The sequence below is a fragment of the Enterococcus sp. DIV0187 genome (assembly GCF_051713785.1).
GTDB lineage: Bacteria > Bacillota > Bacilli > Lactobacillales > Enterococcaceae > Enterococcus_A > Enterococcus_A avium.
In genome coordinates this window covers 357,594-379,273 of sequence record NZ_JBIOQO010000002.1, presented here as the reverse complement: position 1 = coordinate 379,273, position 21,680 = coordinate 357,594, and the positions used below count along the sequence as shown (strand labels likewise).

Here is a 21,680-nt window from a genome sequence, read left to right as displayed (position 1 = left end):
ATTTATTTTGCAGGGCGATAACCTGCCTTTTTCGCTTCTTCGATGGTTCTAAACCAAGCTCGTGGATTGGTTGTATTGTCGTAATATTTACTGCCGGGTAGGTGGTAGACACCACTTTTCGAGCCTTTGATCAGGCCTTTTCCATTTTTATCGACATATTCCTTAGCGGTAGAGGCGCTTGTTGAAGTTGAGGATTGTGATTTTCCTTCTATGGTACTGGTTCCGTCTGCGTAATTTAGAGATACACCATTTTGTACATTAAAAATATAAACATTGAAGCGCACCTCATCGCTACCGATTGATTGAGCCATCATGTGAACGCCGCGGGCTAAAAGTTCATCACCGCGAAAAACGGGAATGACGGAATAGCGGACATAATTCTTGTTGCTTTTTTCTAAATAGTATTTGATATCCATCTCGAAACGCAGCATTTCCGGGCTGTTCAATTGGCGCGTACCGGTAATCAAATTTTTCCAGTTGGCATTTTGTCCGGTCAGTTGATAACCGATTAAATGCGATCGATTGAATAGGTATTGACCATTGATTTTTTTGTTATGCCAACCCGTGGGTGTTACACTGGAGATTTCACCGCGTTTCTCCGTTGGCATCAGTTTCTTGTTTAGTAATGCCTCAGCATCTGTTGCACGATTTAAATGATCTAAGTCGCCATATCTTTCCCATGGTCCATTTTCGATTGAGAGATCCTCTTTAGAAAAGGTCGGATTATTCTGATTGATTTCGATTGTCTGAGTGCCTTCATAATTAAGCTGAGCCAAATCCTGCTGAGGCGGGACAACTTGAGTTTGCTTTTGTGTTGTTTGCGAGGTATTCGATGTTGGTTGTTGAAGCTGTTCTTTTGCGCTGTACACAGCGAAACTAGCTGCCGCAATCACGATCGCAGCAACTAGTTTAGTTTTCTTTGACAAGGGAATTGCTCCTATTCTTTCTGTAAATTAAGTAATGTAGCTTTGCTTATTCAGGTGCACCGATGATTTTAATGTATTCATCCGGATTCATAATCTCAAAATGTTTGGCAACCAGTTGATTCCGTTTATTGCGGCGGCCTTCAATGTGGATCATATATTTATTTTCCGGTAAACGAAAAACGTAACTGGATAGATAACGATCTTTGATTAAAACTTCCGTCTTGTTTTCACCATCGCTCATAATCAATAAGGACATCATGATCGGCTTTTCTTGCAGTAAAATCGTCTTTTCTAATAAGCCGCGATATTCTTCCAAAAAATCACTTCCTTTTTATTTAATTGGATAATCTGATTTTAGCATTTTTAAGCAATTAATGCTTTGATAACGAAATGATTAAAAGCCAAGTGAGTCAAAAGCTTTTTTAGTTCACTCCAGAACAGTTTGCTTCAAAAATTCTGAAGTGAACTGTTCTTTTTTATAATGCTTGTGATACCTTATACTAAATTTAGGAGGAATACTTATGGATAATCGATTATCAAATTTATATTCTTTGCTGGCAAAACAAGGAAAAACTTTTGAAATCCCCTATTTGGCCAAAAGATTTCAAGTGAGTACCCGAACAATCTACAACGATATAAAAAAACTGAATGAAACACTCATGGCGGCCTCTGAAGAGATAATCGCCATTGAAAAGGGGCGTGTCTATTATAGCGTTGATAATCCTGTAGATATTGAAAAATTATTGCTCAAAAATAGTGATTTTATTAGTGGTGATAAAAGCATCAGAAGAGTTCGTCTATTAGAGACAATTTTATTGTTACCTGATTATTTCAGTTCAGAAGAGCTATTACGAAAAACACTAGTTTCAAAAAATACTTTATTGAGTGATCTGCAAGAAGTGCGCAAAATTCTACAGAAAAATGAAATTACGCTAGAATCTTTACCATTTCGCGGTTATCGAGTGATCGGAGATGAAATAGATATTCGTAATTTATTAGCCGCTACACTTGAACAGGATCCATTATTATTTGAGACGGAGCATTATGAAATGGAACAGCCGTTATTAGCAGAAATCGAGTCATTCATTGAAAAAATCTGTAGGCAGTTGGGGATTCAATTGAGTGATGAATCCTTCCAAAAGGTAATATTGCACTTTTGGATCACAAAAAAAAGGAGCGCATTAGGAAAGACACTTGCTGCTTCAAATAAAAAGGATATTTTGAGCAAAGAGGAAAAAGCTCTACATGAGCGGTGTAGAGAATTGACTGAATTATTCAGACAGTCAATTAACTTGGCGGAACAATTATACTTGGCAAATAAAATATCTGAGGCGTCTATTACTAAATACCAAGAATTACTTTCAGATAAATGGGTAACTTTTAACTTAGTTATTGAAAGATTTATTTCAGCGGTGAATATGCAACTTCCAGAATTGGATTTTAAAGGGGACAAAAAGCTATATGAAGGATTAATCAATCATTTACGACCAGCATATAAACGAACTTTAGCGAATGAGACGTTGGAAAACCCTATGTATGAGCATGTTTTAGAGCATTATCGTGAGTTGCATTTGATTGTTCAGGAACAAATTTCGGTGATTGAAAGAATGCTTGAGATTGAATTTACTGATCATGAAACAAGTTTTTTCACACTTTTCTTTGCAGCTTCAGTGGAACGAAGTAAGTTTTATGTTCCCCATAAAGCAAAAGTTGTTATTATATGCAATGCAGGAATTAGCACTTCTGAAATTTTAAAAAGTAAAATAAAAAGTATTTTTAGTGTAGATGTTATCGGAACCTTTGGAGCTAGAGAAGGAGTTCGTTGGATAGCAGAGCATAAAGTAGATTTAGTAATCACTACAATACCCTTAGATTTAAAGCGAGTACCGTTTGTTCAAGTAAATCCTTATTTATCAGAAGAAGACATTCAAATTATTAGTGAATTCATTAAACCAGTTTTCCATGAAATTAATGTAGATGACTTGTTGCGAATGGTAAATAAGTATGTGAAGTTATCTACGCAGCAATTTCACAGCTTAACAGAAGAATTTAAAGAGTATTTGAATATTAGATCGAGTGAAAATTTAAAAAGGGAGTATCAGCCTATGCTTAAGGAAATATTATCAGAAGATTTAATTGATCTTCACTATCATGCTGAAAATCGTGATGAAGCCGTTAAACGTAGTGGGGAACTATTAGTAAATAAAGGTCTAGCTTCAGCGAATTATATTGAGGGGATGATTAGGAATGTTGAGATTAATGGAACTTATATTGTGATTGCACCTGGAATCGCTATGCCACATGCACGCCCTGAAGAAGGTGCTTTGGCTATTGGTTTCAGCATTGTTACTTTAGAAGAACCCGTTGTATTCGGTCATCCTAAGAATGATCCGGTAAATATTGTTATCGGGTTATGTGCGGTGGATCATCAAACCCATTTAAAGGCATTAGCCGAATTAGTAGAAATACTTTCTCATGAACAAAATGTAGAAAATATTTTGAAGGCAACAAATGCTTCGGAAATATTAGCAATGGTAAAAGGAGGAAATGAATCATGTTAAAAATTGTAACGGTTTGCGGTGCAGGGGTTGGTAGCAGCATGATGATGCGATTATTCACACAACAAATTTTGGATGATGAGCACATTGAAGTAACTGTTGATGCGGCGGATATTGGTTCTGTTGATCCAAATAGTTTTGACATTTTAATCACAACATCAGATTTTGCCGATACACTGCGTGATTCATCAGCTAAGATTATTCGGATTGACAATATGATGGATAAAGAATATTTGAAAGAACAACTATTAAAGACAATCAATGAATAGGAGGCAAAAACATGGCAGTCTTTATATATATTGTAAATAATGTACTGAGTCAGGCAGTATTTATTATTGGAATGGTAGTCGTTGTTGGGATGGTTGCTCAAAAGAAAAGCTGGGATCAAATTTTGCCTAGTACACTTAAAACAATGATTGGTTTTACTATGATCAATGTTGGTGGTCAAACATTAGGTGGAGCTTTATTGCCGCTTCAACAAATGATCTCTAAAATATTTGATATGAAGGCATTTTCTTCAGATATTGGAGCTGCTCAGGCTGAAAGCTTTGCAGATATTGGAACAGAAATGGCGTTGATTTTTGCTTTTGGTTTTTTAATTAATTTGTTGTTAGCACGTTTTACCCGCTTTAAATATGTTCATTTATCGGCGCATGTTTCATTTTTCTTCGCAGGATTGATCGCTGCATTACTAAAGTTCAATACAACATTGCCCTTTACAGGGATTGTTACGGTGGGTTCCATTATGTTAGGGCTATATATGACGCTTAGTTGTGCTTATGTAGCAGTTTGCATAAAAGGAGTTAAAGGAGGCGAAGGATTTACTTTAGCACACTCCAGTTCTTCGGGATTATTGGTAGCGACACTGTTAGCAAAAGTATTTGGAAATAAAGAACATGATCTTGAGAATATGGAGATTCCTAAGAAATTGAATTTTCTTAGAGAAATGACGATCGCATTGACTTTGGTGATGACTGTTCTATTTTTACTAGTGAGTCTTTTTGCGACACCTAGTTGGACAATGGAGAATATTACTGGTGGTCAGGATATTATCGTCTTTTCACTATTACGAGGTGTTGAGTTCGGAATGTGGATCACAGTAATTATCACCGGCGTGCGCATGATGCTGTCAGAGATCATACCAGCATTTCATGGGATTGCAAATAAAATTATTCCTAATTCGAAACCTGGTTTGGATATCCCGTTACTATTTCCAAATTATCCTACTTCAGTGATCGTCGGTTTCCTATGTAGTTTAGTCGCTGGTTTGGCAGGTATGCTGATTCTTGGTGCGTTAAATTATCCAGTTGTTGTTTTTCCAGCATTAATTCCGACTTTCTTCACTGGAGCTGCTACTGCTATTTTCGGTAATGCACATGGTGGGCGTAGAGGAGCAATATTGGGATCATTGACAAATGGTTTTCTATTGATTTTTGGTCAAGCATTATTGCTTCCAATGGTTGGAAGCTATGCTCCTATTATGCGAATCCTAAGTGAAACAGATTATACCGTATATGGTCCCATTTTAGGTTGGATTTTACAATTACTTGGAGGTGCTTAATGAAAAATCTAGTTCTGTATTTGACTATCAACTATCCAACAAGAGAAAAATTTTTTGAGATTTTAGATATTGTCGAAGAATTTCAAATAGGGTACATTGAAATTGGTATTCCAGTTTCTGATCCATATATTGATGGTTCAATAGTTAGAGAATCACAAGAAAAAGTTTTTTCAACACTGAGTATCAAGGAAATTGATTCTGTTCTACAAGAGATACGCGAACGGTACACCTTTAAAGTGATCCTGATGACTTATAATGAGGGTGTTGAAGAATTTAAATTAGGACAGCTTTCCAAAACGCGTTATGATGCCATTTTGTGTGTTGATAAAAAATTGCCTGAAGATAACTTCTCTGGTCTTGTTCATACATTTACGAAAAATATGGATAAGGAAGCGATAAACAATCAATTAGCCAAAAGTTCTCAGTTTGTTTATTTGGTTTCTGGGGAAGGAAAAACAGGTGAGTTTATACAACTTCCTAAAGATTATGTAGATATTGTTCCTTATTTGAAAGCTAATACGCAGCTGCCAGTTTTTGTTGGTTTTGGAGTTAAAAATCCAACTGATATTGCCAGCATTTTAGCAAATGGCGCGGATGGAGCTATTATTGGTTCTGAATTTATCAAAAGATTCAATGAGGGAGGAATTTCTAGCATCAAAGAGTATTTATCAGAAATCCGTTCGGTTTACTAAAACAGGATTCGCTTCATTCATTCGTGAAGCGAATCCTGATTTTATTTTTATAACGAAATAGCTCGCATTACCCTCAGCAAATTTGATAAGATAAAAGAAAAAAGCAGGTGAATAAATGGGGATGTGGAATCCGTGGCGTGGCTGTCGTCGTGTCAGCGAGGGTTGTAAATATTGCTTTATTCATGAGGGGGATAAAAAGCGAGAAGTAGATACAAGCAAGATTGAAAAGACAGCTCAATTTGACGCGCCTATTAAAAAAACAAAGAATGGTTATAAAATGAAGGGCGGACAGCTCGTCTTTGTTTGTTTTTCTAGTGATTTTTTAATTGAAGAGGCAGATTCTTGGCGCGCCGAGTGCTGGCAAATGATCAAAGAGCGCAGTGATCTGCATTTTATGTTCTTAACTAAGCGGATTGATCGTTTAATGAATTGCGTTCCTGAAGATTGGGGCGACGGGTACGATAATGTCACGATTGGTGTTTCAGTTGAAAATCAGGCCCGAGCGGATCAACGATTATCGTTATTACAAGCGTTACCAATCAAGCATAAAAAAATTGCTTGTCAGCCACTAATTGAAGAAATTTCCATTGCTGAGTATCTGACGGACATCGAGTCAGTTGTTGCGGGTGGGGAATACCATAAAAATGCGCGCCCGTTAAATTATGAATGGATCTTGAAGTTGCGGGAAGAAGCAATCTCGCAAGGAGTTGCATTTGAGTTTCGTCAATGTGGGACGCATTTTATTAAGGATCAGCAGGAGTATCAGTTGAGTTACCGCCAATTATTTTCACAAGCAAAAAAAGCGGGAATCAATTGGTATCCAAGTAAATAAAGAAGCAGAAATCACTCGGATTTCTGCTTCTTTATTTATTCAGATAAATCTTCATTTAGTTCTTTTGCAGCAAGTGCCACACGCTTATTCCCTTTATGCAGTTCAACGACTGTCCAGACTAACAAAGCAAGAACAGCAACAATCAAAACATAAGCGATACTATCGGCTGTTGTGATTTCCCATGCAGAAGGACTGTCTCCAAAGAAGCCTTCGATTTGACTAGGCAAACCAATTAAGTTCAAATAAGTCAGACCAATAACTGAGATCCAACCCAACAGTTGAATGATTCGTTTATTTTTGAATCGTTCCCCCATTTCTGCGCTGCTATTTGTCATCATTAATAAGGGAAGCATAGAAAATGGTAAGGCAAAGGCCAAGAAAACTTGCGAATTATTCATCAAATTATTTAATGCTTCATGTTCTTCAACGACTGTATCGCCGCGCGTTAGCAGGACGCAAATCAATACTGGAACAACCGAAATCAACCGAGTGACTAGACGACGCAACCAGATCGGCATCCGCATGTGAACAAAGCCCTCCATAATTACTTGCCCAGTCAAAGTACCAGTAATTGTAGAGTTTTGACCAGAAGCTAGAAGCGCTACAGCAAATAAGGTTGATAGAGCACCAGTTTTTGCGACATTCATCAGGATTCCGTTGCTCATCGTAGCTGGATTTGATAAGGCTTCATACAATCCAAAGAAGGATGGGTCTTTGACAGTGCCTGTTTTAAACACGGCAACACCCATAATCAAAAGTAGTGCATTAACAAGAAAGGCTAATGACAATTGAATATTTGAATCCCAAGTTGTAAAGCGGACGGCATTTGCGACATCCTCTTCATCATCATGATCAACTTCGCGAGTTTGAGAAACCGCAGAATGAAGGTAAAGGTTATGCGGCATTACCGTTGCACCAATGATTCCAAGCGCACCAGTCAGCGGTGTTTGACCACCAATGGCAGGACTATTTGCGAACGTTTCGCTAGTTGGAACAAATCCTTTTAAAACGTCACCCCAATTAGGATCGGACAAAGCAACTTGGTAAATAAAGACGAAGAGAATCACAAAAATTAAACAAACAACAATGGCTTCGATTTTACGGAATCCGACTTTGGTTAATAATAATAGTAGAAAGACATCGAATACAGTAATGAAAACAGCGATAACCAAGGGAATATTAAACAATAGATACAAAGCGATGGCTGCACCGATGACTTCCGCAATATCGGTTGCCATGATGGCTAATTCAGTCAAGATCCAAAGGACGATCCCCAAGGATTTACTTGTCCTAGCACGAATCGCTTGTGCCAAATCCATTCGAGTAACAATTCCCAGCTTTGCTGCCATATATTGTAAAAGCATAGCCACTAAGCTGGAAATTAGGATCACGGACATTAATAGATATTGAAAGTTTTGTCCACCGGTGATGGAGGTCGACCAGTTTCCTGGGTCCATATATCCGACAGCGACTAATGCTCCCGGACCTGAATAGGCGAGCAGTGTTCGCCAGAAGCTTTTTCCTTTCGGTACTTTAATCGTACCGTTGACTTCCTCTAAAGAAAGTCCGTTCGTATGTTCTAAAATGGGATGTTTATTCGTACTCAAGAAGCTCCCACCTTTCTCTAAACTTTTCTACGATGCAATCATACACCCAAAATCAGGAAATGAAAAGAAAAAGATTCGGTATGCCTAAAATTTTCAAAAAGCATATTTCTTTGGCATAATTCGAATTTGTTTTACACTAAATAGAAGAAAATGAGGTGAGCGTATGGTCGATTGGTACACACAATTAGATGGTACGTGGGAAATCAAAGGAACGAATTTTCCAATGTGGTTGACAGATAAAAGAAAAAATCCCCGAATTACCTATAAGAGAACAGAGAAAAATGCTGTGGAATTACTCGATTTGGTAGAATATGAAGCAAACGGCAAAACCAAGCAAATCAGAGGAATGGACCGTTTTGTCGGTGGACAGTTTATCTGGCGAGGAATAGGAATAATGAAAATTTTGAGTAGTCGTTGGCAGGTAGTGACGATCAAAGGGGATGTATTAGTGATTCGTTTTGAAAAATCCTTCGTCACACCAGCTGGAGTAGATATTTTAATAAGAAGGGGATCGTGGAGTCCTAATTTGCGCGAACGTGTCTTAGAACATTACAAAAGTTTTGGTTTGACGGATAAAGAAAGAGATACACTTCAATGGAAGTAGAGCCATCAAGTAAAGCTAAAAATATTTTATAAAAGAAAAGCCAAATGGGCACTTGCTTTCTTGATGCAAAGCAGCTAACCATTTGGCTTTTTTAGTGTTTTTCGCTTTATTGACTAATCTCAATTACTCGATCAGTCCAGTCTTGATAAAAGCTCTCTTCGTGAGAAACGACGATGACAGTTCCAGCGAAATTAGCTAAACTTTCACGCAAGCTGTCTTTTGTTGCCTGATCGATGTGATTTGTTGGTTCATCGAGAATCAGCAAATTTCCCTTTTGCATTGTCATTTGACAAAGTTTAACTTTGGTTTGCTCACCACCACTTAAGGTACTAAGTGGTTCTTGAGCTAATTGATTCGGCAACCCTGCTTTAGCGAGATGTTTCCGCAGCTCCTTAACAGTTTCTTTCGGAAAATGTTCACTCAAATACTGTAGGGGAGTCTGGTAAGGATTTTCCCATTGCAAATCTTGCTCGAAATAATTAATTTTCGTATTTGCAGGAAAGTGAAATTCACCTGCAATTTTAGGAATCGCCTCGATCAAGGTCTTCAGTAAGGTTGATTTACCGATGCCGTTGAACCCACGAATAGCGACTTTTTCGCCATACCGTAATGTGATATTTATTGGCGGCAGCAGTGGTCGTTGATAACCAATTTCCAAATCTGTTGTCTCCATTGCTAACGTTGTAATGATCGGTGCATATGGGAACTCAAAGTGAGCGACCGCATTAGAAGAAGGCGGCGTTAAGCGTTCTACTTTGTCTAGTTGCTTTTGACGGCTTTTCGCCATAGTCGAACGTGAGCCTGCTTTGTATTTACGAATGTAGGCTTCTGTTTTCTCAATCTGACGTTTTTGAGCAGCATATTGCTTCATATATGTTTCCTGGAATTGTTCCTTTTGTTTCAAGGCCTTTGTCAAATTACCAGTATACTTGGTCAATTTCCCAAACTCGATATCAGCGATGTGGGTGGTAATTTGGTTCAAGAAATCGCGATCATGAGAAATGACTACGAAAGTGCCGGAAAAATCCTGCAAAAATTGACTCAACCAGACTACGTGTTCATCATCCAAATGATTCGTCGGTTCATCCAAAATCAGCACGTCCGGTTTTTCTAATAATAATTTTGCCAAAATTAATTTTGAACGCTGGCCACCGCTTAAATCCTCCAATGGCGTATCCATACCCAAAACATCTAATCCCAAACCACTGCTCATTTCAGCAATTAACGTATCAATCTGATAAAAATCACCTTGATCTAATTCTGTCTGTAGCTTTCCAGCCTTATCTAGCAATTTATCATCCATCGATTCACTGTATTCCATATACAGTTCGCCAATTTTCGCTTCTTTAACAAAATCTGCGGCATAGGCAGTTTTTAGAAAATCTTTGATAGATAAGGTTGGATCGACTTCGACATACTGATCCAAATAGCCCACGTGGATATTCTTCTGCCAAGCAATCGTGCCTTCATCCGGTAATTGTTCGCCGGTGATAATTTTTATTAGGGTACTTTTTCCAGCGCCATTTTGTCCGATCAGGCCTAGGTGTTCCCCTTTGTTCAAATGTAATTCTAAATCTTCATACAGGATTTTATCGCCAAATTGTTGCGCGATTCCTGTTAAATCTAAGATACTCATGTTTCTCCTACTTTCTTACTCAAATTCCCATCATCTAACAAAAGAAGCGGATAGTCAAGAAAAAAAGAGCCCTTTTTCAGGACTCTTCAATTTATTATAGTTGAGCAGAGAACAAATAAAGAACAATGTCAGCAATCACATCAATGACCTGACAGAACAAATCTGTTAGATTTTTAAAGAATTGTATGATTATTTCAAGCATATTTTACCTCCGCTTAGTTAAATAAACCGGACAACCAGTCGATTGGATAAAGAGACAGATGTAAGGTGATATGGGCCAGCAAATAACTTATTGCGAAGAATGGAAATAACACTTTTTTCATAAAACTTCTACCTCCGTATTTTTCGTTTCTTCAGTATAACGTAAAATTCATAGAGGAAGACATAGATTTACCTTATCTTTAACGAACAAATATGTAAGCTGAGTATATAAAAAAGCCTCTGCTTTCTAATTCTAAGCAGAGGCTTTTAATTATAGGCTTCATTCATTGAGATACGCGCTCCTTAGGCAGATTTTTTGAAGTCGTAGATCGCTTGTTCAATGGTGATTCCAGTTCCTTGTTGACCAGTGATTGTTGAGTAAACAACAAAAACATTTTGTTCTAAATCAAAAGTCACACGATAAGGTTTTTCTTGATCATAAAAAGTCATTCTATTTCCTCCTTTCATTTAATAACATCATTGCAAATAAAAGTATAACACATTAAAACAAAATAATAAAACAATTTTGCATTCATAAAGTATTCTAATTATTTAAAATTTGGAGTATGAAGATTTTCTCTTGTTATACTTAAGAAAACAAACTTCCAGGAGGAATAAAAAAAGAATCATCAAGCAATTTGTTAAAGCTATTAATCAGCAAAATTTACCAAAGATTATCCAAATGATAACTGAAGATTTTCAGTTTATCGATACATACGGCAATTGTAAAAATAAAGAAGCGATGAAGACTGGTTGGCAAGGGTATTTTGATTGGTTTCCTGATTATCTTATTGAAATGGAAGAGTGGATTGGAAATGATGAATTTACGATGATTATTGGCAAAGCAAGTGGATCTTATTTAGGAAAAATGGACAAGCATTGGGAAATTCCAGCTGCTTGGAAAGTAGTTGTCGGGCAAGGTCGGCAGATAGCGATTTGGCAGGTTTTCTGCGATTCAAAAAAGCAGCTAGATTCATTGAAATAGCGATTCTACAAAATATAGACCTTAATATAGAGGGATTCTACAATGTTTAGGTAGAAAAATCATTTCTTTCATTTATGATGAAATTAAAAGGAGGACGTAAAGTGGAGATCGGAAAGCAAATCAAAGAACACCGAAAAAGAATGGAATGGACACAAAAGGGACTAGCAGCAAAGCTCAATGTTTCTGACAAAACAATATCGAGTTGGGAAACAGGCAGAACCTATCCGGAATTGTCGCTTCTGGTGGAATTAAGCGAACTGTTTAACACATCGCTGGATGAGCTTTTAAAAGGAGATGAAGAGGTTGTGAAACGGATCGATAAAGATGTCAAATTGAAAAAGGTATATAAATATGGATTGATCGCGACTTTACTAATCGTTTTCTCCGGAATCATCTTTCTTACCCAATACCAGAACCAAAATCAATGGGTGGATCGTTTCAATCCATTTATGGAAATGAAGATCGGCTACGCGACACTACCAACTTCGGTTACTTATAATGATGGAAAAAAATACAAAGAGGATGGGAAGAAAGAACAGTATCCTGATCCATATAAGAATATTTGGGTGGCAGATGATCCATTTGGAGAGGGGATGCTGCTGGATTTTCAAGGTGGACAGGCTCCAGAAGGCAAGAATTATGCGTTGGTGCAGCACAAAGGCACCTATGTAAGAAGAATCTCATTCATTTCATGGAAATCCATTCCAGGGGTTTATCGTGATATTATGAGTAAAGACTATTTTGAAGTACCATCAATGAAAGAATAAAAGAGAGACCAACAAATCAATTGATTTGTTGGTCTCTCTTTTATAAGCTTTCGCCCCTGCCAAGGACGTTTATTATAGCATAATTTACACAGGTTGATTATGAAAAATTATCTGCATTGCATGTCTTAGTGGAAAATAGACCAGGCTGACGATCAAAATTGTTGAAAAAATATTGATTACCGTTGCGGGCATTGTAGCCAGGGCCGCGAAGAAAGCGGGTTTCAATTGAGCGCCAGCGATCATTGACATAACGGTTGCTTTGATTACAGACATAATAAACTTGGCAATGCCAGCACAGATTCCGATAATGATGATTTGACGAATCCGAGTTGGCTTGCGCTTGAAAAATGAGAAGGCGAGATAGGCAGCGGCACCCACAATAAAGCTTTCGACTAAAAAGTACGGGGCTTCAGCGGCAAAGCCATTTAGGATGTCAAAAATAAAGAAGCCAATTCCACCAGCTAAGGCTCCTTGCCAATAACCAATCAACAGCACTGCTAGAAGAACCACCGCATTTCCAAAATGTAGAAAGGCACCGGTTGGCAAAGGAATCTTGATCATTGTTCCCATTAAGGTAAGTGCTGCAAACAAGGCAATTAATACCAGGTTTTGAATTCGTTTATTACTTTTCATCTGAATACTCCAATCGTTTTTCTCCGTGGGTGTAGGCACCGTGCCAGACATGACCAACATACGGGTTGATTTGTTCTCCCATAGAAATGGCTGCCTGAACAAAATCAATCGCTAATTTGATAGCTTGTTCCACCGGATAATTTTTTGCCACTGCCGCAGTAATGGCTGCTGCAAAGGTGCATCCGGCCCCATGATTGTAAGGAGTATCAATTACAGGATGCGGATAGCTTTGGAAGCTTTTTCCATCATAATGAAGGTCGAGTGTCTGTTTCGTGTCTAACCGTGCGCCGCCTTTGATTACTACATGTTTCACACCTAGCAGAGCGATCTTTTTAGCAGCTTCCTGCATTTGCTTTTTAGAAGTCAGTTCTCCCAGTTCAGATAAAATACCTGCTTCTCGTAGATTCGGTGTTACGATCATCGCACGAGGAATTAATTTTTCTCTCAAGGCTTGAACTTGATTGCTTTTGATGAAATCTTGGGTTCCTTTGCCACCAATCACTGGGTCAACGATCAGCGGAATCTCTTTAGGAATTAGTGTACTAACCAATTCGATCATCTCTTGGGAAGGTAACAACCCCGTTTTTAAGGCATCAATTGTTCCTGCGAAGATTGACGCAAGTTGTTCCTGCAGTATTTCCAAAGGAAGTATCCGTAAATGGTGTGAGCCATTATTCGGATCTAAATTAACGATCGAAGTAATTGCGGCAAACCCAAACGTTCCGAATTCTTGAAAGGTTTTCAAATCAGCTTCTAATCCACCGCCGCCAGTCGCATCTGAACCGGCAATTGTTGCAACTTTTTTCATATAGTAATGCTCCATTTGTTTTTTTAATAGCATATCTTTTTGTCTTACCTATGAAAACAGCCAATTGGATTTGTTTTCCCTCATCCAATTTTTATTTAGAGATTGAATACTCAGGCTCTTTTTGTCAAGCTTTCCAGCCAGCTTAAATATTCCTCCTCGCGATGAATCGCATGCATCAGGATAAGGTAATGTCCATAGTTTTCTTTAATCTTTTTATCAGGAAAAACGGCTATTTTTCTATCTTCTAGATGCTCCAATTTTTTTTGATGCAAGTCGATTTGTTGTTGAATCATTTCCGGTAGGCGCTCATCATCAATACTTTTTATAAAATATAATTTCAAAACAAACTCGTCTTTATTGGTTGGTAACTCTGTTAAGGGTTCATTAATCCATTCGAGTAAGGCCATTCTTCCTGTTTTTGTCAGGGAGTAAACTTTCTTTTCAAGTTTTGTTCCCACAATCTCAGTTTGGAAATCAATCCAGCCTTTTTTTGTAAGCTTCGATAACTCAGGATAAATTTGACTGTGCTTCGCTTGCCAAAATTCGCCTATTTCTGTAGTAAACGCCGTTTTTATATCGTATCCAGTTTTTTTATCGTCTTGCAGCATTCCAAGAATAATGTATTGTAATGTATTTTTTTGTGCGATGTTAAACATCTCCCTTGACAATTGAATAAAATCATTTTATCATAATCACGTAATCTAAAACATGCAAATAATTACATGTTGTCAATTGAATATTTGGAGGGATTAATTTGAAACAATTTAAAACATTGGAAGATTTTGTCGGCACACATTTTATTTATACGTATGATAATGGTTGGGAATACGAATGGTACGCTAAAAATGACCACACTGTGGATTATCGGATTCACGGAGGAATGGTCGCAGGGCGTTGGGTAAAAGATCAAGAGGTGCAAATGGATCTTTTAACTGAAGGGGTTTATAAAATTACTTGGACAGAACCAACTGGAACTGACGTAGCGCTTGATTTTGTGCCAAACGAAAAGAAACTTCATGGCACCATTTTCTTCCCAAAATGGGTAGAGGAACATCCAGAAATCACTGTTACATTCCAAAATGAACACATCGATGAAATGCTGGAAGCTAGAGAGAAATATGAAACCTATCCTAAGCTAGTTGTTCCAGAATTTGCGAACATTACTTATATTGGTGATGCAGGGGAAGACAACGAAGATGTGATCAGTGAAACGCCTTATGAAGGAATGCCAGATGATATCCGAAATGGCAAATATTTTGATGAAAACTATCACCGAATCAATAAATAGCAAAAAAGTTCAACATTCTAAAAAGAGTGTTGAACTTTTTTGCTATTTTGTTTTCATCCATTGGTCACGGATTTCATCGGTCAAGCGGATGATTCGTTTTCCAACTTCGGGGTATTGATTCGTGGCTAGGTTAGCTAAGGAAACGCGTACCGCCCACTCGCTGCTGCCAAAGGCGTTAGCCTTCAGTAACATCAATTGTTCTTTTTCAGCTAGAGAAGTTAGAACTTTTGTGACTGTCCACTTATTTTTTAGATAATCAGCAAAGGCATTACCGTAACGCTTACGGGTCCAATCTTCGTAATTGATCTCGCAGTAATAAGCAGTGTCTAGATCTTCAAGTGGTTCCTGCAGACCTAAAGTATTGAAGAGCAGCTTTTCCCGTTGGCGGCAAATATCCATTACTTCGGCTTTATAAGCTTTTCCTTCATCTAATAAGCTGTACAAACTGAACATCACCATCATCACTTGTTGTGGAGCGGATAAACCAGCAGCATGATTTAAAGCAACGTCACGGCTGTCAGCTACAATTCGATCAATAAAGGTGATTGTTGTCGGATCAGCGGTCAGTGAAGCGTAACGTTCATTTAATTTTTCAAGCTTTTCTTGTGACAAGTTAGCAATCAGTTCGTCAAATAAATTATGTTTAGCAACGGCGATTGTTCCTACACGCCAGCCTGTTGCGCCAAAATATTTCGAATAAGAATAAATACAAGCTGTATTGTATGGGATCTCCGAAAACAGGGAAGTGAAGACAGGGACGAATGTTCCATACACATCATCAGTTAAAATCATTAATTCAGGATTATCTGTTGCAACAATTTCTTTCAGCAAATCAATGGTCGGTTGAGCTAGGGCATTTGCTGTCGGGTTGCTTGGATTTACTACAAAGACTGCTTTGATATCGGAATCACGCAGTTTATTGATTTCTTCATCTGGATATTGATACGTCATTTTGCCATCAATCATCGTTTGTTTGGCTTGAACTTTAACAATCTCAAACGCATATTTTGGCAATTCGGGAATTTCTAAATAAGGTGCGAAAGTCGGTAACATCAATGCGATCTTATCACCATGATTCAATAAAAAATTATTAAACAAAGTATCAAAAATATAACAGATCCCCGCAGTTCCACCTTCCACCGCGAAAATATCAAAGGGAATAGTGCTGTCAGAAAATAGCTCTTGATTTAGGTAAGCTTTGATCGGACCTTCGCAGGCACTTAAACAGCGTACTGGATTTGGGTAGTTATCGCCGATGATATGATCCAACATATCCGTTAACCAAGCTTCTTTTGGCATTCCTAAATAATTGTTGTCAGAAAACCAGATTTTTTTTAAGAAGTTGGCACCTTTTCCCGGATGAGATTCTAAGAAATTAGTAAACCGTTGTCCACGTCCAGTATCTGATTGGATCATTCCCGCTGTTAATTCGCCAGTGCCATATAGTGTTTCCTGTGTGGCAAATTGACCAAGTAAAAAGAAGGCTTCCCGCGGAGTAGGAGCGGTCCAGTTAGGATTTCCTCGTCCAGCATTTAGTAGGTTGGTAACATTTTTATTTTCATGAATCTTTTGTTCCAAAAAGAGACTTAATTCAAAGGGACTTAATTCTTCTAAGGCTTGTTCAGTAATTGTTGACACAAATACGACTCCTTCTACACTGTATTTTGATTCTATAGTAACGAGAATTGTTTTTAAAACAGCGTAAATACGCTTAGAGTTTATGAGAAAGTTTCTGTTAAAACACAAAGAAATAAAGTGTGTTTTTTCTTCGAATTATCTTTTAAGGCTGGTATAATAGATAAGTTGACGCTTACAAAAAATATTGGGATGATTTTTACGGTTTTCCCGATCAGATATCAGTCTTTCGACCCATGTAAAACGGTAAAAAAAGAGGCATACTATTCCTATAAGTTAATTGTCGTGCAAATTGATGGATAATGAAGTATATATAGAAAGATTAAGGAGGGATCAGAGATGGATCAATTAATAGCTATTGCGTTCATCGCATTATTGGTTTTCTTTGTCGTAAAGGTTGGGTCAGTCTTGTGGCGCATCGCTGGCGTATTGTTTTTACTATTTATCATTTACATGTATAAAGACCAAGTCATCACGCAAGTTCAAAATTTTATTGCTGACCCCAATTTTGGTGGATTATGGCAGAGTGTTTCAAGTTTCTTCGGAGATTTGTTTGATAAAGTCGCAGGATTTGTAAGTACAGTAATTGAATAGACTGAAAGAAGTTCCTCTCAAGGTGAGGGCTTCTTTTTATTTTGGACTTAAATTTTTTAAAGATCGAATGGATCGAATCGAAAAAAATATTTGAAATTTTAAATCAGCTAAACAAGCTAGAACGAGTCTCTGCTTCCTAATGAAAGTAGAGACTCGTTCTAGCTTATTTTCTATCCACGTGAATTAAATACTTTTGACATCTTCGATAACTTGCTAAAACATTTTCGGGTACCTCGACATGAGGAATAAAATTCTTACCATTCGGACCGTATCCATGTTCATCATCATTTAATCGACGAATCTCACCAATGACTAGAGATAAGAAATAATCTGGCTTCCACCATGTATCCATTAGCGGATTTTCGAAATGGGGGTAAGTATCAAAGTCTATCAGTTTTGGTTGCTCAAAGAAAAGCGGTTGAATCGCAGACAATTGTAGCTCCCATTCCTTACAAAAGGTAACATGGCTGCGCTTTTGTACCATAGGGTCTTGTACTAGCCAAAAGCTTTTCGGAGCATCCTGTTTAAATAGGTCACGAGAAAAGCGAGCATTTTCACCAGTATTTGTTGATTTCTTTTCTAATAGCAGCTCTAAATCACGTGAACAATAATGTAAGAAAATTTCTTGAGTGATCTCTGCTTCAGACAGATGTCGCCATTCTGGGCGAACAAATTCTGGATACATTTTTTTGCAATTTTCAATCAAGGGTGCGGTACCGTGACCGATCCCGCCTACAAAAACGACACGTTGAATTGCAAGTTCCTCTTCACAAAACTTCGCAGCGGAAACAATCAAATGGGGCAAACTATTGCCAGCGATAATGAGAGTATCAGATTCAAAACGCGGATTATCTTGGATTGTTGTAAGAAAATTTACGAGTGTAGCAAAATCAGACATGGTGTCCTCCTTAATATTTCGTTGAATAATAGCTTATACAATAGTAGCAAAAAATTAGGCAGAAAAAAACTGTTGGTGAATTTTACCAACAGCGAATAGCTAAAATAGATAGCGGATGAAAAAGAAAATACATAAAGCAAACAGGATGACGGATAAGGTCAACCATGATTTTTGCTTGATCCAAAGAAATTTTCCGTAACAAAATGACGCTGCAGCTCCTGTGACAAGACTGACTAGGTCCATTATTTCACGATCTTCGATAATACGGGCCATTAGTAAAATACTAAAAAGTATCATGCTGAATATCCCTGCCGTTGCTAAAGCCAAATCTGTACTCGTTTGTTTTCGATTTTTTTCCATCCGTTTCCCTCCAATCTATGGGGTTCATCTATCAAATTAATTTATTCGTTATTTTCGAGTTAAAATCATAGTTTATATAAGCTTTTTTAGGTCTAAATAAAGTGTAACTGAGGCGAAATGATGAGTATTGTTCTTTTTATTATAATTGAAGCCGATTACAATGTCACGTGTTTAAGAATTTACTATTTGATAAAAAAGCTGTTTTTTGATTTTATTGACGACGCATAAGTTTTTTGGTATCAAATACTGTATAGTAGTGTATACTTGATGGGTGAAATAGAACTAGACATATTAATGGAGAGTTATTAATGAATGGGGTGTGAACGCGTGACAACTTTTTATTTTGTAAGACATGGGAAAACTGAAAACAATGCGGAAGGACTTTTTAATGGGGGAACCGTTGATTCGCCCTTGATTCCGTCTGGAGTAGAAGCGACAAAGCGAATGGGGGAGCATTTAAAAACTGTTCAGTTTGATGTGGCGTTGTCCTCTCCGCAAAAACGTGCACAGACAACAGCGAAGCTTATTCTCGAGGAAAATCAAAATCCACCAGAGATGAAGATTATTGAGGATTTGCGAGAAATGCGTTTGGGAGATTGGGATGGCAAAAAGATTGATAAAATTACTGCTGCCTATCCTGAGGATTTGAAAAATTATCGCACCCGACCTGATTTGTTCGATGCGAAAAAAATTCATGCAGAATCTTATATTGATTTGATTGCGCGAAGTACAAGGGTAATCGAAGATGCAAAAAATGCGTTGCCTGATGGAAATGTTTTAGTAGTAAGTCATGGGATTTTATTGATGGCTTTACTAAATACGTTAAAAGGGGTACCTTTAGCAAAAATCCGCGAAAGTGGAATCGTAGATAACTCCAGCTTGACCATTCTAAATTATACGAATAACAACGTTCTTTTTGAGTTGTGGGGCCAATCATTTTAAATGAATAAATAATGAATAAGTAGCTTAGCAAAAATCATTTCTAGCTTGCTATATACATTTTTTCAATATTTTGTTTATATGGAATATTTTCTGAGTAGAATTTGTTAATTGTTGATAGATGTGTTCGTTAAAAGTCTAAATGATAAAAACAGTTATTTGTGGCTTTTTTAATTGACATAAAATATAAGAAAATAACAGGGGCTTTCTAGGCTTTTTCGAGATAAAACACTTAGTTTTTACTTACAAGTGATCACGCTAAATATATTTTAGTAAAAATATAGTTCGGACTCTCTCGTATTGAAGTATGAACATTAAAAATAACTTTTAAAAAACTCTTTAGCGCTCTATGCTAGAGTGTTTTTTTAATTTCAGTAGGAGTCATTCTTTTATGGGTAAAAAAATGTTCTGTTAGACCTCGAGGAACTAAAAATATCAGAAAGAAAACCAAAAATCCCTTCGAAATTTTATTCGAAAGGATTCTCATTTAATTTTAATGTATAGAGTTTAATTAGTTAATAGGTCTTTTCGTTTTAGACGATAAGTCAACTCGATCATCGTTTCCTGGTCTTCCAACGGAACAGAAGCATCGGTCAAAAAGTACTCATAACTACGGAAGGTAAAGATGCCGTTTTCCTGTTTAATCGCTTCGATCAATTCTTTATAGGAATCTGTCAGATCGTCGTAGTCTCCCACATACAATGTACGAACGGCCTGATAGCTAGGTAATTCGTAGCTCTGAAATTTTTCAGTAGAGGGAATTTCCTTATTTATTGGAAAGCCGATTTCTACATCTAGCAGTTCGTCCTTCGGTTGTCCATCACTGTCGAGATTCAAATAGGAGATAAACGGTGTGCCTACCAGTTCGGCCCCATTTTTTTTGATGTATTCTAATAAATCTACAAAAGAAGTTCCGATGTAATTTGGCAAGTGCTCATGCGAAATGTGTGTAGACATCGAAACGATTGTTTTTGCTGGTTTGGTAATCTTCTCAATTTGCATTTTTATCCCCCGTTTCATAACACTTACGATGATTGTAACAAGGATTGAAATCGAATACAAATGGGAACTATCTATTTTACGCCTCATAACCCAAAACTTGTCCGTGTTGATTTAAATAATTAAAGAAAATAGGGAATAGGTCTACATCCGCCTTTTCTAACCGTTCTTTAGATGCAAGCCGTTGCCAGGTTTTCTTTGAAATATCTTTTTCCAATCTTTTTTTCGCTTGTTGAAAGGTCGGTTTACGGTGATAGACCACGCGATTCAACAACTCTCCTTTAGCGTAGAGATAACAATAATAGACGCCATCTTCTTGTAGTATCCCAACGAATGTCTGATTTTGCATAATCTGGATCAGCTGCTTATTACGTCGCAAAAAGCGTTGTACAGTTAGATAATAATTCCACCATTGAGCAGAGGCTTCATAATCCTGTCGTTCACTCGCTGCTTGTACTCGCTGATCAATGCGGGTCAGTAAAGCAGTAGATTGACCTAAAAGAGTCTGTTTGATCTCCTGAATACGCAATTCAAATTCCGCCTCTGGTGTCATATCATCGTAGTTTTTAACGATTCCCGCTACGTATTTTAATGGGCCATCTAAACGATAGGTACTATTAATAATTTGCTTCAATTCTTGGATTTTGCTTTGTTTGAAAAAAGGACCGATGACTAAGCCATCTTCAGACCATTCACTTAAGACTTTCAGATACGGAGCTTTATCAATAAATTGAAAGTAGCCGTAACCTTCATAGTAATTCATCATTCGATTATAACGAGGGCGAATTTGATGAATTAAATGGCATTCTAATAAGAGAGCATCAAATTCTGTATCGACCGTTTCGTAATCAAAATCATCGATCCAACGAATCATTTCTAAAACTTTTCGTGAGTGCTGCCTATTTTGAATAAAGTAAGAATTGACTCGCTGTTTCAAATTTTTTGCTTTTCCCACATAGATAATATCTCCGTGCGTGTTTTTCATCTTATAGATTCCAGGTGATTTTGGTAAATTCTTAATTTTCTCTTTTAGCATCGTTTCACTCCGTTTGTTCAATTTGACAAAAAGACTTTTAATAAATCGTTTAAAAGACTATTCCAGAATCAATTTTTTAAGAAATTTGAAAATAATTGAAAAGTAGGCGTTTTTGGTCTAT

At 37.3% G+C, this 21,680-nt stretch carries 24 protein-coding genes; 11 read left to right on the top strand and 13 right to left on the bottom strand.

Annotated elements, in window-relative coordinates; genetic code table 11:
• Positions 1-2 precede the first annotated feature (2 nt).
• Positions 3-926, bottom strand: coding sequence for a DNA/RNA non-specific endonuclease (locus IGI52_RS21765; protein ID WP_176675598.1), 924 nt, complete (start codon positions 924-926; stop codon positions 3-5).
• A 46-nt stretch (positions 927-972) separates the two neighbouring features.
• Positions 973-1,242, bottom strand: coding sequence for a hypothetical protein (locus IGI52_RS21760; protein WP_016178166.1), 270 nt, complete (start codon positions 1,240-1,242; stop codon positions 973-975).
• Between the two features lie 205 nt (positions 1,243-1,447).
• Here IGI52_RS21760 and IGI52_RS21755 point away from each other — a divergent pair, with 205 nt between their 5' ends.
• The 5 genes from IGI52_RS21755 to IGI52_RS21735 all read left to right on the top strand — a co-directional run bounded on the left by IGI52_RS21755 (position 1,448) and on the right by IGI52_RS21735 (position 6,569).
• Positions 1,448-3,487 (top strand): BglG family transcription antiterminator, encoded by a 2,040-nt coding sequence (locus tag IGI52_RS21755; protein ID WP_176675597.1) that lies wholly within the window; start codon positions 1,448-1,450, stop codon positions 3,485-3,487.
• Positions 3,481-3,753 (top strand): PTS sugar transporter subunit IIB, encoded by a 273-nt coding sequence (locus IGI52_RS21750; protein ID WP_176675596.1) that lies wholly within the window; start codon positions 3,481-3,483, stop codon positions 3,751-3,753. The genes IGI52_RS21755 and IGI52_RS21750 overlap by 7 nt, the downstream gene beginning before the upstream one ends.
• Before the next feature lie 11 nt (positions 3,754-3,764).
• Positions 3,765-5,045: a PTS ascorbate transporter subunit IIC gene (locus IGI52_RS21745; protein WP_438782439.1), complete on the top strand. Its 1,281-nt coding sequence runs from the start codon at positions 3,765-3,767 to the stop codon at positions 5,043-5,045.
• Complete coding sequence (locus IGI52_RS21740) at positions 5,045-5,737, top strand: tryptophan synthase subunit alpha (protein ID WP_176675594.1); 693 nt, start codon at positions 5,045-5,047, stop codon at positions 5,735-5,737. The genes IGI52_RS21745 and IGI52_RS21740 overlap by 1 nt, the downstream gene beginning before the upstream one ends.
• Positions 5,738-5,852: 115 nt before the next feature.
• Positions 5,853-6,569, top strand: a complete 717-nt coding sequence (locus tag IGI52_RS21735) for a DUF5131 family protein (RefSeq protein ID WP_438782438.1) — start codon at positions 5,853-5,855, stop codon at positions 6,567-6,569.
• Between the two features lie 35 nt (positions 6,570-6,604).
• Here the strand turns inward: IGI52_RS21735 and IGI52_RS21730 are convergent, their stop codons facing one another.
• The gene (locus IGI52_RS21730) at positions 6,605-8,176 is read right to left on the bottom strand and encodes an Nramp family divalent metal transporter (protein WP_311880760.1); all 1,572 of its coding nucleotides are present in this window, start codon (positions 8,174-8,176) and stop codon (positions 6,605-6,607) included.
• Positions 8,177-8,339: 163 nt separating this feature from the next.
• Between IGI52_RS21730 and IGI52_RS21725 the strand changes: the two genes are divergently transcribed.
• On the top strand, positions 8,340-8,780 hold the full coding sequence (locus IGI52_RS21725; RefSeq protein ID WP_304570866.1) for a hypothetical protein: 441 nt from the start codon (positions 8,340-8,342) through the stop codon (positions 8,778-8,780).
• Between the two features lie 106 nt (positions 8,781-8,886).
• Here IGI52_RS21725 and IGI52_RS21720 read toward each other — a convergent pair whose 3' ends face one another.
• Entirely contained in the window at positions 8,887-10,416 is a 1,530-nt protein-coding gene (locus tag IGI52_RS21720) for an ABC-F family ATP-binding cassette domain-containing protein (protein ID WP_438782437.1), read from the bottom strand.
• A 504-nt stretch (positions 10,417-10,920) separates the two neighbouring features.
• Entirely contained in the window at positions 10,921-11,067 is a 147-nt protein-coding gene (locus IGI52_RS21715; RefSeq protein ID WP_016178177.1) for a hypothetical protein, read from the bottom strand.
• A 232-nt stretch (positions 11,068-11,299) separates the two neighbouring features.
• On the opposite strand from IGI52_RS21715, the gene IGI52_RS21710 reads away from it, so the two are divergent.
• The gene (locus IGI52_RS21710; RefSeq protein WP_438782436.1) at positions 11,300-11,602 is read left to right on the top strand and encodes a nuclear transport factor 2 family protein; all 303 of its coding nucleotides are present in this window, start codon (positions 11,300-11,302) and stop codon (positions 11,600-11,602) included.
• Between the two features lie 101 nt (positions 11,603-11,703).
• Positions 11,704-12,369: a helix-turn-helix domain-containing protein gene (locus IGI52_RS21705; RefSeq protein WP_016178179.1), complete on the top strand. Its 666-nt coding sequence runs from the start codon at positions 11,704-11,706 to the stop codon at positions 12,367-12,369.
• Positions 12,370-12,453: 84 nt separating this feature from the next.
• Here IGI52_RS21705 and IGI52_RS21700 read toward each other — a convergent pair whose 3' ends face one another.
• The 3 genes from IGI52_RS21700 to IGI52_RS21690 form a co-directional block, all read right to left on the bottom strand.
• The gene (locus IGI52_RS21700) at positions 12,454-13,002 is read right to left on the bottom strand and encodes an ECF transporter S component (protein ID WP_048719516.1); all 549 of its coding nucleotides are present in this window, start codon (positions 13,000-13,002) and stop codon (positions 12,454-12,456) included.
• Positions 12,992-13,810 carry a bifunctional hydroxymethylpyrimidine kinase/phosphomethylpyrimidine kinase gene (thiD, locus tag IGI52_RS21695; protein ID WP_311855095.1) on the bottom strand — a complete coding sequence of 273 codons (819 nt, stop codon included), beginning with the start codon at positions 13,808-13,810 and terminating at the stop codon, positions 12,992-12,994. The genes IGI52_RS21700 and thiD overlap by 11 nt, the downstream gene beginning before the upstream one ends.
• Before the next feature lie 110 nt (positions 13,811-13,920).
• Positions 13,921-14,457, bottom strand: coding sequence for a PadR family transcriptional regulator (locus IGI52_RS21690; protein WP_034876033.1), 537 nt, complete (start codon positions 14,455-14,457; stop codon positions 13,921-13,923).
• 107 nt (positions 14,458-14,564) lie between these two features.
• Between IGI52_RS21690 and IGI52_RS21685 the strand changes: the two genes are divergently transcribed.
• Positions 14,565-15,098 (top strand): phenolic acid decarboxylase, encoded by a 534-nt coding sequence (locus IGI52_RS21685; RefSeq protein WP_242693631.1) that lies wholly within the window; start codon positions 14,565-14,567, stop codon positions 15,096-15,098.
• Between the two features lie 42 nt (positions 15,099-15,140).
• Here IGI52_RS21685 and aspD read toward each other — a convergent pair whose 3' ends face one another.
• Positions 15,141-16,736 carry an aspartate 4-decarboxylase gene (gene aspD, locus IGI52_RS21680; RefSeq protein WP_438782435.1) on the bottom strand — a complete coding sequence of 532 codons (1,596 nt, stop codon included), beginning with the start codon at positions 16,734-16,736 and terminating at the stop codon, positions 15,141-15,143.
• A gap of 336 nt (positions 16,737-17,072) precedes the next feature.
• On the opposite strand from aspD, the gene IGI52_RS21675 reads away from it, so the two are divergent.
• Positions 17,073-17,327 (top strand): hypothetical protein, encoded by a 255-nt coding sequence (locus IGI52_RS21675; protein ID WP_176675663.1) that lies wholly within the window; start codon positions 17,073-17,075, stop codon positions 17,325-17,327.
• A gap of 163 nt (positions 17,328-17,490) precedes the next feature.
• Here the strand turns inward: IGI52_RS21675 and IGI52_RS21670 are convergent, their stop codons facing one another.
• Together IGI52_RS21670 and IGI52_RS21665 are read right to left on the bottom strand one after the other, a co-directional pair.
• Complete coding sequence (locus IGI52_RS21670) at positions 17,491-18,225, bottom strand: YdcF family protein (RefSeq protein WP_438782434.1); 735 nt, start codon at positions 18,223-18,225, stop codon at positions 17,491-17,493.
• A gap of 99 nt (positions 18,226-18,324) precedes the next feature.
• Positions 18,325-18,585 carry a DUF6442 family protein gene (locus tag IGI52_RS21665; protein WP_016178187.1) on the bottom strand — a complete coding sequence of 87 codons (261 nt, stop codon included), beginning with the start codon at positions 18,583-18,585 and terminating at the stop codon, positions 18,325-18,327.
• A 312-nt stretch (positions 18,586-18,897) separates the two neighbouring features.
• On the opposite strand from IGI52_RS21665, the gene IGI52_RS21660 reads away from it, so the two are divergent.
• Positions 18,898-19,527, top strand: coding sequence for a histidine phosphatase family protein (locus IGI52_RS21660; RefSeq protein ID WP_049219806.1), 630 nt, complete (start codon positions 18,898-18,900; stop codon positions 19,525-19,527).
• Between the two features lie 504 nt (positions 19,528-20,031).
• Here the strand turns inward: IGI52_RS21660 and IGI52_RS21655 are convergent.
• Both IGI52_RS21655 and IGI52_RS21650 read right to left on the bottom strand, forming a co-directional pair.
• The gene (locus IGI52_RS21655) at positions 20,032-20,526 is read right to left on the bottom strand and encodes a GyrI-like domain-containing protein (RefSeq protein ID WP_016178190.1); all 495 of its coding nucleotides are present in this window, start codon (positions 20,524-20,526) and stop codon (positions 20,032-20,034) included.
• 76 nt (positions 20,527-20,602) lie between these two features.
• Entirely contained in the window at positions 20,603-21,559 is a 957-nt protein-coding gene (locus IGI52_RS21650) for a GIY-YIG nuclease family protein (protein ID WP_311855107.1), read from the bottom strand.
• Between the last annotated feature and the right edge of the window lie 121 nt (positions 21,560-21,680).